General features: G+C 68.5%; 10 protein-coding genes. 2 read left to right on the top strand and 8 right to left on the bottom strand.

Annotated features, from left to right (window positions below; all coding sequences use genetic code 11):
* Nucleotide 1: 1 nt before the first annotated feature.
* Together E8M01_RS07720 and E8M01_RS35755 are read left to right on the top strand one after the other, a co-directional pair.
* Complete coding sequence (locus E8M01_RS07720) at nt 2–3,106, top strand: efflux RND transporter permease subunit (RefSeq protein ID WP_136959597.1); 3,105 nt, start codon at nt 2–4, stop codon at nt 3,104–3,106.
* A 329-nt stretch (nt 3,107–3,435) separates the two neighbouring features.
* Nucleotides 3,436–6,093 carry an OmpA family protein gene (locus tag E8M01_RS35755; protein WP_281287840.1) on the top strand — a complete coding sequence of 886 codons (2,658 nt, stop codon included), beginning with the start codon at nt 3,436–3,438 and terminating at the stop codon, nt 6,091–6,093.
* A gap of 154 nt (nt 6,094–6,247) precedes the next feature.
* Here E8M01_RS35755 and E8M01_RS07710 read toward each other — a convergent pair whose 3' ends face one another.
* The 8 genes from E8M01_RS07710 to E8M01_RS07675 form a co-directional block, all read right to left on the bottom strand.
* Nucleotides 6,248–7,393 carry an acyl-CoA dehydrogenase family protein gene (locus E8M01_RS07710; protein WP_136959596.1) on the bottom strand — a complete coding sequence of 382 codons (1,146 nt, stop codon included), beginning with the start codon at nt 7,391–7,393 and terminating at the stop codon, nt 6,248–6,250.
* 85 nt (nt 7,394–7,478) lie between these two features.
* Nucleotides 7,479–7,916, bottom strand: a complete 438-nt coding sequence (locus E8M01_RS07705) for a MaoC family dehydratase (RefSeq protein ID WP_136959595.1) — start codon at nt 7,914–7,916, stop codon at nt 7,479–7,481.
* Nucleotides 7,913–8,752 (bottom strand): shikimate dehydrogenase family protein, encoded by an 840-nt coding sequence (locus tag E8M01_RS07700; RefSeq protein WP_136959594.1) that lies wholly within the window; start codon nt 8,750–8,752, stop codon nt 7,913–7,915. Before E8M01_RS07700 ends, E8M01_RS07705 begins: the two co-directional genes overlap by 4 nt.
* Complete coding sequence (locus E8M01_RS07695) at nt 8,749–10,365, bottom strand: acyl CoA:acetate/3-ketoacid CoA transferase (protein ID WP_136959593.1); 1,617 nt, start codon at nt 10,363–10,365, stop codon at nt 8,749–8,751. Before E8M01_RS07695 ends, E8M01_RS07700 begins: the two co-directional genes overlap by 4 nt.
* Before the next feature lie 16 nt (nt 10,366–10,381).
* Nucleotides 10,382–12,448: an ABC transporter ATP-binding protein gene (locus E8M01_RS35505; RefSeq protein WP_246088632.1), complete on the bottom strand. Its 2,067-nt coding sequence runs from the start codon at nt 12,446–12,448 to the stop codon at nt 10,382–10,384.
* Between the two features lie 8 nt (nt 12,449–12,456).
* Nucleotides 12,457–13,335 (bottom strand): ABC transporter permease, encoded by an 879-nt coding sequence (locus E8M01_RS07685; protein ID WP_136959592.1) that lies wholly within the window; start codon nt 13,333–13,335, stop codon nt 12,457–12,459.
* Nucleotides 13,336–13,337: 2 nt separating this feature from the next.
* Entirely contained in the window at nt 13,338–14,348 is a 1,011-nt protein-coding gene (locus tag E8M01_RS07680) for an ABC transporter permease (RefSeq protein ID WP_136959591.1), read from the bottom strand.
* 302 nt (nt 14,349–14,650) lie between these two features.
* On the bottom strand, nt 14,651–15,694 hold the full coding sequence (locus E8M01_RS07675; RefSeq protein ID WP_136959590.1) for a LacI family DNA-binding transcriptional regulator: 1,044 nt from the start codon (nt 15,692–15,694) through the stop codon (nt 14,651–14,653).
* Between the last annotated feature and the right edge of the window lie 89 nt (nt 15,695–15,783).

The raw sequence follows: 15,783 nt of genomic DNA, 5'->3' as shown, positions 1-15,783 counted from the left end.
GATGGGTTTCTCCACGCCGTTCATCCTGAGGCCGGTCGCCACCAGCCTGCTGGCCCTCGGGCTGCTGATGGCCGGCATGGTGGCCTATGTCTTCCTGCCGGTGGCGAGCCTGCCGAGCATCGACCTGCCGACCATTCGGGTGCAGGCGTCGCAACCGGGAGCCGATCCGGCGATCATGGCCGCAACGGTTGCCGCGCCGCTGGAACGGCGCCTCGGCGAAATCTCCGGGGTGACCGAGATCACCTCGACCAGCTCGCTCGGCGCGACCTCGATCGCCGTGCAGTTCGAACTCGGCCGCAACATCGACAGCGCCGCGCGTGACGTCCAGGCGGCCTTGAACGCGGCCGCCACCGACCTCCCGCCCAACCTGCCGTCGCTGCCGACGTTTCGAAAGGCCAATCCGGCCGCAGCGCCGATCCTGATCCTGGCGCTGACCTCGGACACGCTGCAGACCAGCGCGCTCTATGACGTCGCCGACAGCGTGCTGGCGCAGCGCATCTCGCAATTGCCTGGCGTTGCCGATGTGACGGTGACCGGTGCCGAACAGCCGGCGATCCGGGTGCGCGTCGACCCGGGCCAGCTGGCCTCCCTCGGGCTCGGCATCGACGCGGTCCGCACCGCCATCGTCAGCGCCAATACCTTGTCGCCGGTCGGCAGCATCGAAGGCGAGCGGACGAGCTTCAGCCTTGGCGCGAACGACCAGATCACCAAGGTCGACGACTACAAGGCGCTGATCCTGCGCACCGCCACCGGCGACATCATCCGGCTCGGCGCGATCGCCGACGTGCGCAATGCGACGCGCAATTCGCGCGCCGCCGGCTGGTACAACGGCAAGCCCTCGGTGGTGCTGATCATCACCAAACAGGCCGGCGCCAATGTCATCGAGACCGCCGACCGGGTGCGCGAGCTCTTGCCCGAGCTGCATCGCTGGATCCCCGCCGGCATCGACATCTCGATCATGAACGACCGCACCACGACGATCCGCGCCAGCGTCGCCGAACTCTACCGGACGCTGGCCATCTCGGTGGTGCTGGTCATGGCCGTGGTGTTGGTGTTCCTGCGCCGGGCGCGCGCGACGATCGCCGCCGGCATCACCGTGCCGCTGTCGCTCGCCGGCGCCTTCGCCTGCATGTGGTTCGCCGGGTTCTCGATCGACATCCTGTCGCTGATGGCGATCATCGTGGCGGTCGGCTTCGTCATCGACGATGCCATCGTGATGATCGAAAACGCCGACCGGCATGCCGCGATGGGGCTCAATCCCATGCAGGCGGCGATCGACGGGGCGAGGCAGATCGGCTTCACCGTCGTGTCGATCAGCATCTCGCTGATCGCCGCCTTCATCCCGCTCCTGTTCATGCAAGGGGTGATCGGCCGGCTGTTCAGCGAATTCGCCTGGACCATGGTGTTTGCCATCGCCGTGTCGGCGGTGGTGTCGCTGACGGTGACGCCGATGATCATCGCCCGCATGAAGCCGGCCGGCGATGCCAGGCCCTGGCTCATCGGCCGTGTCATCGATGCCGGGCTCGGCGCCATGACGCGCGCCTATATGGCCACGCTGAAACCCGTCCTGGCGCGTCCGGGCCTGGTATCCCTGGTGCTGGTCCTGACCATCGTCTGCACGGTGGTGCTGTTCCAGCGGCTGCCCAAGGGCTATTTCCCGCAGGACGACACCGGCCTCTTGATCGCCTGGACCGAGGCCTCGCCCGAGATCTCCTTCCCGGCGATGCGCGAGCTGCAGACCCGGGTGAACGCCATCATCGCCAATGATCCGGCGATCGCGGGCGCTGCGTCCTCGGTCGGCGGCAGCAGTGGCGGCTCGGTCAATAACGGGCGCCTGTTCATTTCGCTGAAGCCGCTGGACGAGCGCAAGGTGGAGACGCAGGCGGTGATCACGCGGCTGCGCCGGGCCCTGTCGAACATCCCGGGCATGCGGGTGTTCATCGTCCAGGCCCAGGACCTGAGGGTCGGCGCGCGCGCCGGCAAGTCGCAATATCAGTTCACCCTGTGGGACGCCGATTACGACGAGCTGCAGGCCTGGGTGCCGCGCATCGTCGAGGCGGTGCGCAAGATTCCGGGGCTGGTCGACGTGTCGACCGACCAGGAGCGCGGCGGATTGCAGACCAAGCTGAGCATCGACCGGATGACCGCACAACGCCTCGGCGTCGAGGTCAGCAGCATCGACGCGGCGCTGTCCAGCGCCTTCTCGCAGCGTCAGATCGCGACCATTTACGGGCCGCGCAACCAGTACAAGGTGATCCTCGAGGTCGAGCCGCGCTTTGCTCGTTCGCCGAGCGACATTTCCAGGCTTTATGTGCCCGGCACCGGCGGCGTGCAGGTGCCGCTGTCGACGCTGGTCACCGTGGACACGACCACCGCGCCGCTGGTGGTCAATCACCAGGGCCCGTTTCCCTCGGTGACCATCACCTACAACCTGGCCGAGGGCGCGAGCCTGGACGAGACCATGGTCCTGCTCCGGCGGGCGGTCGACGACCTGCACCCGCCGCAGGGCCTGCGCACCGAGTTCGCCGGCGACGCCAAGGATTTCGCGCAGAACGCGAGCGGCCAGGCGATGCTGATCATCACCGCGCTGCTGGTCATCTATATCGTGCTGGGTGTGCTCTACGAGAGCCTGATCCACCCCTTGACCATCCTGTCGACCTTGCCGTCGGCCGGCCTCGGCGCGCTGCTGGCACTGTGGGGCGCCGGCATGGACCTGTCGGTGATCGCCATGATCGGCATCATCCTGTTGATCGGCATCGTCAAGAAGAACGGCATCATGATGGTCGACTTCGCCATCGAGGCGACGCGCGACCGTGGCCTGGCGCCGCGCGAGGCCATGCTGGAGGCCTGCAGCGAGCGGTTCCGGCCGATCCTGATGACGACGCTCGCCGCCATGCTCGGCGCCTTGCCGCTGGCGCTCGGCCACGGACCGGGGTCGGCGCTGCGCCAGCCGCTCGGCGTCACCATCATCGGCGGCCTCGTCGTGTCGCAGGTGCTGACGCTCTACACCACGCCGGCGCTCTATCTGGTGCTGGAGAACTGGCGACTGAAATTTGCGCGCCGGAGAGCCGCGCCGGCACCCGATCTCGCCACGGAGAAACCCTGACCGGCAACGCGCAGCGCCAGAGTTCGGCCTGGCGCTAAAATCCGCGAAGCGCCGGAACCCTGCGGCCGGCCGGGCGTTCTATCGGTCGCGTGGTCTTTGGCAAATCAAGGCTTCTGTTTGCCTTGGCTGTTGCCGAACCGGACCCGCGAGACGGTCGGCTGCCGGCGGTCTCTGGCCGCCAGGCGCGGAATTTCGTGTTTCGAGGCGCCAGGGTTCTGCCACAACCTGATCGCGATCTGACCCTGATGACGCCGCCTTTGCACTATGCGATGTCATGGTGGGGTAATTCTCGAGTGATCCGGCGACCGGTCGCCGCGAGAAGGGGAAACATGTCCAAGACGAGAGAACTGCTGCTGGCCGGCACGATGGTGCCTGCCCTCATGCTCACCCAGCCAGGCCTGGCGGTCGCGCAAGCGGTTCCCGGATATCTGATCTTGGCGCAGGGACAGAACGAGCCTGATCCGCGCCGCCCGCGCCCGCCGGGACAGGCACCACAGCAGCAGCGGCCGCAGGCGCCGCCGGCCCAGGCGCCGCGGCCGATGCCGCCCGCCGCCCAGCCGCAGCCGCAGCGTCAAGCCCCGCCGGCCATGGCGCCGCGGCCGATGCCGCCGGCGGCCCAGCCGCAGCCGCAGCGTCAGGCCCCGCCGGCCATGGCGCCGCGGCCGATGCCGCCGGCCGCCCAGCCGCAACAACCCCGTCCGGCCCCGCCCGCCATGGCGCCGCGTCCCACGCCGCCGGCCGTGCAGCAGCCCCGGCCGATGCCGCCCGCCGCGCAGCCGCAACAGCCGCGCCCGGTGCCGCCGGCCGCCCAGCCGCGCGAGCCGCGTCCGCCGGTTGCCCCGCCTGCCATGGCGCCACGCCCGGTGCCGCCGGCCGCCCAGCCACGCGAGCCGCGTCCGCCGATTGCCCAACCGCCGGTGGGCCAGCCGCCCATTGGCCAGCGACCGGGCCAGCCGCCGATCCCGCCGGCCGCCGGTCAACCGCCTATTCCCGGCCAGCCGCCGGTCGGCCAGCGCCCAGGCCAGCCGCCGATCCCGCCGGCCGCCGGTCAACCGCCTATTCCCGGCCAGCCGCCGGTCGGCCAGCGCCCAGGCCAGCCGCCGATCCCGCCGGCCGCCGGTCAGCCGCCTATTCCCGGCCAGCCGCCCATCGGCCAGCGTCCGGGCCAGCCGCCGATCCCGCCGGCCGCCGGTCAGCCGCCGATCCCCGGCCAGCCGCCCATTGGCCAGCGTCCTGGCCAGCCGCCGATTCCGCCGGCCGCCGGCCAGCCACCGATCCCCGGCCAGCCGCCCATTGGCCAGCGTCCTGGCCAGCCGCCGATTCCGCCAGCCGCCGGCCAGCCACCTGTTCCCGGCCAACCGCCGGTCGGCGTGCGTCCGGGGGTTCCGGGCCAGCCGCCGATTCCGCCGGCTGCCGGCCAGCCACCTGTTCCCGGCCAACCGCCGGTCGGCGTGCGTCCGGGCGTCCCCGGCCAGCCGCCGATTCCGCCGGCCGCCGGCCAGCCACCTGTTCCCGGCCAACCGCCGGTCGGCGCGCGTCCGGGCGTCCCCGGCCAGCCACCGATTCCGCCGGCTGCCGGCCAGCCGCCTATTCCCGGCCAGCCGCCGGTCGGCGTGCGTCCGGGGGTTCCGGGCCAGCCGTCGGTGCCGTCGGTCGGCGGTCCGCCGCAGGTTCCGGGTCAACCGCCGATCGGCCTGCGTCCGGGTGTTCCGGGCCAGCCGCCGGTGACCGGCCAGCAGCCCATTCCGGGCCAGCCGCCGGCGCCCGGCCTGCCGCCGCCCGGCGGTTTCACCGGCCAGCGCCCTGGCGGTCCGGGCCAACCGCCATTCACCGGACAGCCGGGTGGACAGGGACAGTTCCCGCAGGGCCAGCCGCCCTTTGCCGGCCAGCCGCCCGGTGGTCAGGGATCGTTTCCCGGCGCTCCGCCGCCGCCGCCACGCACCACCGGCTCACGCATCGGGCCGGCCGGCGCCTTGGCCATTGGCGGCGCGGCCGGTCTTGTCGGCGGGTTCATTGCCGGGCGCGCCATGCGCGGCGGTGGTGGCATCGACGAGGTCCGCCAGCAACGCCAGGAGCATAGCCGCGACGGCGTGATGGTGATCCAGGAACCGGGGCGCACCATCGTGCGTGACGGCGACGGTTACTTCATGCGCCACGACGAGACCTCCCGCTTCCGCGATCTCGGCGGCGAGATCCGCAGCGAACGCCGCAATGGCGAGATCTACTCGGTCTATGATCGTCCGGGTGGCGTCCAGGTCATCACCGTCACCGACGAATATGGCCAGCTGACGCGTCGTATCCGCCGCTATCCCGATGGACGCGAGGTCGTGCTGATCGAGAACAGCTATGGCCGCGGCCAGCAGCGGGCCTTCGAGGATCAGATCGTGGTGCTGCCGCCGCCGCAGATGGACATCCCGCCGGATCGCTACATCCTGGATGCCGACGAGGCCGACGAAGGGCAGATCTACGAAACCCTGGCAGCCCCGCCGGTCGCGCGGCTGCCGCGGCGCTATACGCTCGACGAGGTGCGCAACAGCCCGGCGGTGCGGGCCTATACGCGCAGCGTCGACATCAACACGATCAATTTCGCGACGGGATCGTGGACGGTGACGCCGGATCAGGTGCAGCGCCTGGCCGCCCTGGCCCGGGCGATCAACCAGGCGGTGCAGCGCAATGCGAACGAGGTGTTCCTGATCGAGGGCCATACCGATGCGGTCGGTTCGGATGTCGACAATCTGTCGCTGTCCGACAACCGCGCGCAGGCGGTGGCGACGATCCTGACCAGCAGCTTCAATGTGCCGCCGGAAAACCTGACCTCCCAGGGTTATGGCGAGCAATATCTGAAGGTGCAGACCCAGGAGGCGTCACGCGAGAACCGGCGGGTCACCGTGCGCCGGATCACCGACCTCCTGGCGCAGCAACAACAGCAGCTGCAGCAACAATCACAGCAGCCGCAGCAGCCTCAACCGCAGCAGCAGCCGCAGTGACGAGATCAGCGGCGCCGCCTTCGGGCGGCGCCGCATTTCTTTGCCAAACCCGGTTGCCCGGAAACTGTCCGTGAGGACATGGCTGGTGTGAGATGCCGCTGGCGGATGCGCAATGCGGATCAACCGGGCTCGCCCCGGCAAAGATCCCTGGGCTTCAGCCGGGCACGCCGTGGCTCAGCAGCTCGCGGGCGATGATCGAGCGCTGGATCTGGTTGGTGCCCTCGTAGATCTGGGTGATCTTGGCGTCGCGATAGAGCCGCTCGACCTCGAAACCCCTGATATAGCCGCTGCCGCCGAAGATCTGCACGGCATTGGCGGTCTGGGCCACCGCCATGTCGCCGGCAAAACATTTGGCCATGGAGCAGTAGATCGTCGCCGACCGGCCGGTTTCCAAAGCTTCGGCGGCGTTGTGAACCAGGAGCCGGGCGGCGGTGATCTCCTTGGCCATGTCGGCCAGCATCCATTGCAGGCCCTGGAACTCGGCCACCGCCTGGCCGAACTGGCGGCGCGTCTTGGCATAATCGAGGGCGGCCTCGAGGCCGGCCTGGGCAATGCCGACGGCAAGGGCGGCGATGCCGACCCGGCCCTTGTCGAGCGCGCTCATCATGATGTGGAAACCGCGGCCTTCGGCGCCGAGCATGGCATCGGCCGGCAACTCGACAGCGTCGAACTGCAGCCCGCCGACCTGCGAGGCGCGCTGGCCCATCTTGTGCTCTTTCGGCCCGCGCGAGACGCCGGGCCGGTCGAGCTCGACAATGAAGATGCTCATGCCGCGTTTTCCCGCGGCCTTGTCGGTGCGGGCCAGCACGAAACCGACATCGGCAACCGGCGCATTGTGGATCCAGAGCTTGGAACCGGTGAGCCGCCAGCCGGTCGGGGTGCGCTCGGCCGTGGTCTTGATGCCCGACACGTCGGTGCCGGCTTCCGCTTCGGTGATGCAATAGGCCGGCCTGAAATCGGCCCGCAGCAGGCGCCCGAGCCATTTCGCCTGCTGGTCCGGCGTGCCGTGCACCGACAGCAGCGTGGCGATCAGCTCATAGAGGCCACACTGGTCGGCGACCGAGGCATAACCGCGCGACAATTCCTCCATGACCAGGGCATAGGCCAGGGCGTCGAGCCCGGCGCCGCCGAGCTCGGCCGGCGCGGTGATGCCGAACAGGCCGAGCTCGCCCATCTGCCGGTAGATGTCGCGCGGAAAGGTCTCGTCGCGATCCAGTGCCTCGGCCTGCGGGCGAATGACCTCGTTGGCGAAGCGACGGGCGGTGCGGCGGATTTCTTGATGGGTTTCGGAGAGCGGCATGGTGAGGGGCTTTCAACGTGCGAGAGGAGGCCTCAAAGGACGGCCAACCAATGGGCAAGCGACGGGGCATCCGCCGCAGGGTCGCTCAGCCCGCCTTGACCCATTTCATGATGTGGGTGCCGACCAGGCAGAGCTCGCCGTCCTGGTTGAGAACCTCGACCCTGGAGCGGCTGCGGCCCTGCGCCTCGTCGATCTCCTCGATGGTGTAGCGGGCGGTCAGCGTGTCCTGAATGAACACCGGTTTCAGGAAGCGGATCCGGTCGTAGCCGAGTGACACCGAGACGCCGGTCGAGCCGCGTTCGGTCGAGCGGCGCGACATCATCGAGGCGGTGGTCGACAGGAGGCCCATGACCAGCGCGCCATGGGCGATGCGCCGGCCGAACACGGTTTTGCGGGCATAGTCCTCGTTGACATGGATCGGGTCGAAATCGCCGGTGAGCCCTGAGAACAGCACCAGGTCGGCTTCGGTGATGGTCTTGGCGAAGGTCGCGGTTTCGCCGACCTCGAGACGGGTGGTGTTCATGGCTTGCCTCCGATGCCGAAAAAGCGCGCGACCTCCTCGGCCTGACCCTCCAGCATGACCCGCCCGCCGAAGGCGACGCAGCCGAGGCTTCGCGCATGGGCAAGGAGTGGCGTGACCTCCGGCTTCATGATGATGTCGACGACCAGCATGTCGGCGGTCAGCCCATCGAGCGGCGCCGGAAAACCGTCGCCCGGCGCCATGCCGATCGGGGTGGCGTTGATCAGCATGTCGTGGCCGTCGATCGCCGGTGCGCCGGCGCGGACGGCACAGGCCGGATAGGCTTTCGCCGCGCGGGCGGCGAGCGCCTCGGCCTTGGCCGGGTCGACGTCGAAAATGGTCAAGGCGGCGGCGCCGGCATCGGCGACCGCAATGGCCACCGCGCTGCCGCCACCACCGGCGCCGATGAGCATGATGCGGCGGCCGTCGAGCCTGATATCGCGCTCGTGCAAGCCGCGCACCAGGCCGCGGCCGTCGAACATGTCGCCGGTCCAGCTGCCGTCCGGTTCGCGCCTGATGGCATTGACCGCGCCGACCTTGGCCGCCATCGGCAGGACCCGGTCGAGGAGCGGAATGACCCGCGCCTTGTAGGGCACGGTCACCATCATGCCGTCGAGATTGCCGATCGCCATCAGGCCGCGGACGGTCTCCTCGAACCGCTCGGGCCGGACATGGACCGGGATCTTCACCGTGTTCAAACCGGCCGCCGCGAAGCGCGGATTGAACACGCCGGGCGATTTCACCTGGGCGATCGGGTCGCCGATGATGGCATAGAGGCGGGTGGCGCCGTCGATCAGCACCTGCCGGTTCAAGGTATCGGTCATGGCGTTCACGGTCATTCCGCCGCCACCTGGTGGGCCGGGGCCGTCGCGAGATGGGCCGGCGGGGTCCGGCCCGGCCGGCGGCTGAGGTGCTCGGCGAGCCCGAGCGGCTCGGGCCGGAACAGCCGCGGATCCATCAGCTTCAGCTCGGGCGAGATGATCGGCCGGAAACGCATGCGGCCGACGACGTCGCGCTCGACGTCGACGCCGGGCGCGACCTCGATCAACTCGACGCCACCGGGCCCGAGCCGGAACACTGCGCGTTCGGTGACATAGAGCACGCGTTGCCCGCGTTCGGCGCCATAAGGCCCGCTATAGGTGATCTGCTCGACCGCCTGGACGAGCTTGGCCTGCGGCCCGTCCTTGACGATGCGCATGGCGCCGTCGTCCCAGGCGAGCTCGGATTTGCCGGCGGTGAACGTGGCGCTGAAGATGACGGTCTTGGCGTTCTGGCTGATATTGATGAAGCCGCCGGGACCGACGATGCGGTCGCCGAAGCGGCTGACATTGACATTGCCCGAGGCGTCGACCTCGGCAAAGGACAGGAAGGCGAGGTCGAGCCCGCCGCCGTCGTAGAAGTCGAACTGATAGGGCTGGTCGACGATCGCTGCATAGTTGCGCGCGGCTCCGGCGTCGCCGCCGGAGGCCGGCGCGCCGCCGATCAGGCCCTGCTCATTGGTCAGGCAGACCTCGTCGAGCACGCCTTCTTCCGCCGCGACATTGGCGATGCCGGTGGAAATGCCCGAGCCGAGATTGCAGATGGCGCCGGGGAACAACTCGAGCGCGGCGCGGCGGGCGATGATCTTGCGGGCATCGAGCGGCAGCACCGGAATGTCCGACAGCGGCATGCGCAGCTCGCCGGCATAAGACGGGCTGTATTCGACCAGGTAGGTTTGCCACTGGTCCGGCTCGACCACCACCAGATCGACCAGGATGCCGGGGATCTTGACTGACTTCGGCGGCAGCGTGCCGCGCTTGGCGATGCGCTTGACCTGGGCGATGACCAGGCCGCCGCAGCGCTTGGTCGCCTGGGCCTCCGACAGCATTTCCAGGAAGACGGCTTCCTGCTCCATGCTGATATTGCCGTCCTCGTCGGCGGTGGTGCCGCGCAGGAAACAGACATCGATGTGGAAGGACTTGAAGAACAGGTAGTCCTCGCCGCGGAAATCGACCCGTTCGACCACGCCTTCCGGGGCGCATTGGCTCTGCCGCCCGCCGCCATGGCGCGGGTCGACGAAAGTGTGCAGGCCGGTCTTGGTCATCAGGCCCGGCCGGCCGGCGGCGATCTCGCGCATCAGCTGCGACAGCGCGCCCTGCGGCAAGGTGTAACCCTCGACCTTGTCGGCGATGGCCATGTCGGAAATCGCCGGCGAATTGACGAAGGTGCCGCAGACGATACGCTTCAACAGGCCTTCATGGGCGAAATGACTGGCGCCCTTGGAGCCGCCGTCGCCGAGGCCGACGGGATGCACGGCGGTGATGTCGCGCGGCAGGCCTTCGGCGAGGAAACGGCGCTCGACGGCGGCCATCAAAGCCTCGGGAACGGCGTGGCCGCCGCCGGAACCGCCAATGACGATGGTGTCGCCGGAGCGGATCAACTTGACGGCTTCATCCGCGCTCACGCGTTGCACGGCAACCTCCTGATGTTCACGACAACTGGCCCGCGAAATGGCAGGCGGCGAATTGGTTGGGAGCATGTTCGACGAGCGGCGGCGGCTCGCTGACGCAGATCGGCTTGGCCAGCGGGCAGCGGGTGCGGAAGCGGCAGCCGGACGGCGGGTCGATGGCGCTCGGTGGCTCGCCGGTCAGTTTCAGGTGCGACCGGCCGCGTTCGACCGCGGCATCCGGGATCGGCACCGCCGAGATCAGGTAGCGGGTATAGGGGTGCAGCGGCCGGTCGAAGACCGCATCGGCGGGTGCCACCTCCATGACCTTGCCGAGATAGAGCACGACGACCCGGTCGGAGATGTGGCGCACCACCGCCAGGTCATGGGCGATGAACAGATAGGTCAGCCCGAAGCGATCCTGCAGGTCGAGCATCAGGTTGATGATCTGGGCCTGGATATTGACGTCGAGCGCCGAGATCGGCTCGTCGGCGACAATGAAGTCGGGCTTCACCGCGAGCGCCCGGGCGATCGAGATGCGCTGGCGCTGGCCGCCGGAAAACTCATGCGGGAAGCGCTCGGCCGATTTCGGGCTCAAGCCCACGGTGGCCAGCAGTTCCTGGATCCGCTCGCGGGTCTCGGCGTTGGTCGTGGTCAGGCCGTGGAAACGCAAGGGCTCGCCCAGGATGTCGGCGACGCTCATGCGCGGATTGAGCGAGGCATAGGGGTCCTGGAAGACCATCTGCATGCGCTTGCGCAGGGGCCGGATCTGGCTTTGCTTGGCCTGTGCGATGTCGGTGCCGTCGAAACTGATCTCGCCTGAATCCGGCTGGTGGATGCGGGTGACGACCCTGGCGAGCGTCGACTTGCCGCAACCGGATTCGCCGACCAGCCCGACCGTCTCGCCGCGCCAGACGTCGAGATCGACATGGTCGACGGCATGGACATAACGGTGCGGCTGGAAGAAGCCGCTCTTCGGCAAGGCGAAGTGCTTGACCAGGCCACGCACCTTCAGGATCGGCGCGCCGTCATGTTTCGGCCCTTCGCGTCTCGCCGATCCGGCGGCTGCCGCGGCAACCCGCTGCTTCAGCTCCAGCGTCTCGCCGCCCTGGGTCACCCAGCAGCGGGCCTTGCGGCCGGGCAGAACCTCGCCGAGCTCGGGATGCTCGTCGCAGCGCGCCACCCGGAACGGGCAGCGCGGCGCGAAACGGCAGCCGGCCGGCATGTTCAGGGGGTCCGGCGGCTGGCCTTCGATGGTGGTCAGACGGCGATCGCCCGAGGTCGTTTCGTCGATGCGCGGCACGGCGTTGATCAGCGCCCAGGTATAGGGATGGCGCGGGTCCTTGAGCAGGTCCTCGGTCGGGCCCTCCTCGACCACCTCGCCGCCATACATGACGATGGTGCGGGTGCAGACCCTGGCGATGACGCCGAGGTCGTGGCTGATCAGCACGATCGCCGTACCGAAATCGCGGTTCAGTTCGCGCAGCAGGTCGAGGATCTGCGCCTGGATGGTGACATCGAGCGCGGTGGTCGGCTCGTCGGCGATCAGCAAGGCCGGTTCATTGCTCATGCCGAGCGCCAGCATGACACGCTGGCGCATGCCGCCGGAGAACTGGTGGGGATAGCTGTCGATGGCGCGCTCGGGCGCGCTCACCCCCATCCGGCCGAGCAGGTTGACCGCCCGCTGGCCGGCCTGTTCGGGCGTGTAGCGGCCATGAACCACCATGGTCTCGATCAATTGCTTGGCGATCTTGATCACCGGATTGAGCGAGGTCATGGGGTCCTGGAACACCATGGCGATGCGGTCGCCGCGCAGGTTGCGCAGCTCCTCGTCGGAGGCCTTCAGCACGTCCTTGCCCTGGAAGCGAATCTCGCCGCCGACAATGCGGCTCGGTTCGTCCAGGAGCCGCATCAGGGAGAGCGCCGTGACGCTCTTGCCCGAGCCGGATTCGCCGACAATGCCGAGGGCATCGCCGGCAGCGACCGTGAAGCTGACGCCGTCGACGGCTTTCACCACGCCCTCGTCGGTGAAGAACTGGGTGCGCAGGTCCTTGACCTCGAGGGCCGGCGTGACGACCTGGCTGTCCGGTGGCTTGATGCTCATGTTCATCGGACCGCTCACCGTTTTCTCGCGCGCGGATCGAGCCAGTCGCGCACCCCGTCGCCCAGGAAGTTGAAACCGAGCACGATGCTCAGGATGGCGATGCCGGGGAAGGCGGCGACCCACCATTGCTGCACCAGCTCGCGGCCCTCGGCGACCATCGAGCCCCATTCGGGCGTCGGCGGCACCACGCCGAGGCCGAGGAAGGACAGGCCGGCGAAGGTGATGATGGCATTGCCGACATCGAGCGTGACCAGCACGATCAGCGGCCCGATCGAGTTCGGGATGATGTGCCGGATCAGGATGCGCGCCGGACTGAGGCCAATGACCATGGCGGCCTCGACATATTCCTGCGAGCGCTGGACCAGCACGAGGCTGTGGGCGAGGCGGGCGAATTTCGGCCACCAGACCACCAGCATGGCAATGATCGTGTTGAACGTGCCGATGCCGAGCGCGGCGGCGATGGCGAGCGCCAGGATGATCGGCGGGAAACACAGGACGAGGTCGGTGATGCGCATGATGACGCCCTCGATCCGGCCGCGCGCATAGGCCGCGAAGCCGCCGACCAGGGTGCCGAAGACCGCGCCGACCAGCACCACGACGAAGCCGGTGGTGAGCGAGATGCGGGCGCCATAGAGCAGCCGCGTCAGCACGTCGCGGCCGAGCACGTCGGTGCCGAGCCAATGTTGCCAGGACGGCGCCTGCAGCCGGTTGGTGACGTCGACGGCGTCGGGCTTGTAGGGCGTCAGCCAGGGCGCCACCAGGGCAATGACCACCCAGATGAGCACGATGGCCGCGCCAATGGCGGCCAGGCCGTAGCGCCTGCGCCAGCGCTGCGCCTTGGTGGCGACCGGTGCGATGGCATGCGCCGTCGCGGTTTCGCGTTCCGCCGCCATGGTCATCGCTTCACCCGGGGGTCGAGCAGCGCGTAGCTGATGTCGATCAGGAGGTTGATCACCAGATAGACCAGGGCGACGATCAGCGTGATGCCCATGATCGCCGGAAAATCCAGCGTGGCGGCGCTGCGGAAGGTGTAGCGGCCAAGCCCCGGCCAGGAAAATACCGTCTCGGTCATGACCGCGCCGGTGAGCAGGTTGGCATAGGCGAGGCCGCCGAGCGTGACCACCGGGATCAGCGCGTTCGGCAGCACGTGGCCGGTGATGATGGTGAAGCCCTTCAGCCCCTTGGCGCGGGCGACCCGGACATAGTCCTGCTGGATGCTCTCGAGCATGCTGGCGCGGGTGGTGCGGGTGATCAGGCCGAGCGTCGCCGCGGCCAGCACGATGGAAGGCAGCACGAGATGGGCGGCGGCGTCGCGGAAGGTCTCCCAGTCGCCGGCGACAAGGCTGTCGATCAACAGCAGGCCGGTGATGGTGGGCGGCGGCATGGCGATGGCGTCGAGCCGGCCGGGACCCGGCGCGATCTCGAGCCCGCCGTAAAAGATCGCCAGCATGATGAAGGCGAGCCAGAAGGTCGGCGAGGAGACACCGACCAGCGAGACGACGCGCGCGACATGGTCGATCCAGGTGTCGCGCCAGACCGCCGCCATGATGCCGAGCGGAATGCCGATGACCAGCGCCAGGATGAAGCTGATGGTGGCGAGCTCGAGGGTTGCCGGCGCGAACTGGGCGATGTCGTCGAGCACCGGCCGCTGCGAGGCGATGGAGATGCCGAGATCGCCCTGGACGAGGCCCTTAAGGAAGAGCAGGTAGCGCTGCCAGAGCGGCAGGTCGAGGCCCCATTTGGCCCGCCATTCCGCGACGAATTCCTTGTTGGAGGCGGCGATGTCGCCGAGCTGGGCGAGGATCGGATCGCCCGGCACCATGTTGGAAATCAGGAAGATCACCAGGGTCGCCATGATCGCCATCATGACGGTGATGCCCAGCCGCGAAACGATGAAGCGCGTCATGGCCTAGCTCCCCGAAAGCCGGGGAGGACGGCGGCGCCCGGCGCCGGCGCGCGAGGCGAATGGAGCAGCAGCCAATAAGCCGCACAAATTGCGGGCGAGCATGTTTCCTCCGGTATTTTTATTATTTAGATCGTTCTAAATTCCTGATGACGACGTGTCAATCCCGACGTAGTCTAGCCGGAAATCAGGCGGCCGCATCTGAAAACGAGGCCGCCCACGGGGGAGGCATGTCGCGGCGACCGGGTGCTGAACGGCAGCATGATCCAAGTGGGACCGGCACGGGCGCCAGGGCCGCGACGGTGCTATTTCAGCGGCAGGCCACTCGACTCCCGGAGCACCAGTTTCGGCTGCAGGATGACCCGGCGCGCCGGCGCGTCGGGGTTTTCGATGCGCTCGAGCAGCAGCTTGGCGGCGGCATGGCCAATGCTGACGGAATCGATCTCCACCGTCGACAGGGCCGGCACCCACAGCTCCGCCTCGGCGAGGTCGTCATAACCCATCACGGCGAAGTCGCGGCCGGGCTCCCGGCCGATCTGGCGCAGCCCCAGCATGACGCCGAAGGCGATCACGTCGTTGAAGCAGACGGCGGCGGTCGGCGGGTCGGTTTGCGTGAGCAGGGCCTTGACGGTCTGGGCGCCGAAGCTGCGGGTGGCGGCGCCCGGCGCGATCAACCGGGGGTCGATGGCGATGCCGTGATCGGTCAGCGCCTGGCGATAGCCAGCGCGCCGCTCGGCGCCGGTGGAGACCAGGTCGTTGCCGCCGATCATGGCGATGCGGCGATGGCCGAGCCCGATCAGGTGATTGGTCGCCATGCGCATGCCGGCCTGGTTGGCATGGCCGGCGTAATCGAGGCCGGAGCCGGCAATGTCGCGCGAGATCAGCACGCAGGCGACGCCCTGTTCCTTCAGCCGGCGAAGCGTCTGCCGCGAGGTGCCTTGCGCCGGGCAGATCGCCAGGCCGTCGGCGTTATACTCGCGCATGGTGGCGATGAACTGGTCCTGGCGGGCCGGATCCTCGTCGGAATTGGCGATGAACACGGTGCGGCCGAGATCGAGGAACGACCGCTGGATCGCCGCGGTCAGTTCGGTGAAATAGGGGTTGGTGATTTCGTTGATCGCCACCCCAATGGTGTGGGTGCGCTGGGTGCGCAGGTTGGCGGCGCCGCGGTTGTAGACATAACCCAGCGCCTGGCAGGATTCGAGCACCTTCAGGCGGGTCTTTTCGGCCACCAGCGGGCTCTTGCGCAGCACCAGCGAGACGGTCGCGCGCGACACGCCGGCATGACTGGCCAGGTCGTGCAGGGTCACCCGCGGCGGTCTCACGAGGCTCTTCGGCTGACCGGTCATGCCCTGTCGCGCGCCCTTCAAACGTCAGTCCCCGATCTGTCCTTATTGGAAAGGAAAGCCCGATGGAAGATGAGGTAATACTCATAAAA

Origin of the sequence: Phreatobacter stygius (assembly GCF_005144885.1) — a bacterium.
Classification (GTDB): Bacteria; Pseudomonadota; Alphaproteobacteria; order Rhizobiales; family Phreatobacteraceae; genus Phreatobacter; species Phreatobacter stygius.
Note: the sequence above shows the minus strand (reverse complement) of the source record. Positions and strands in the feature narration are given on the sequence as shown.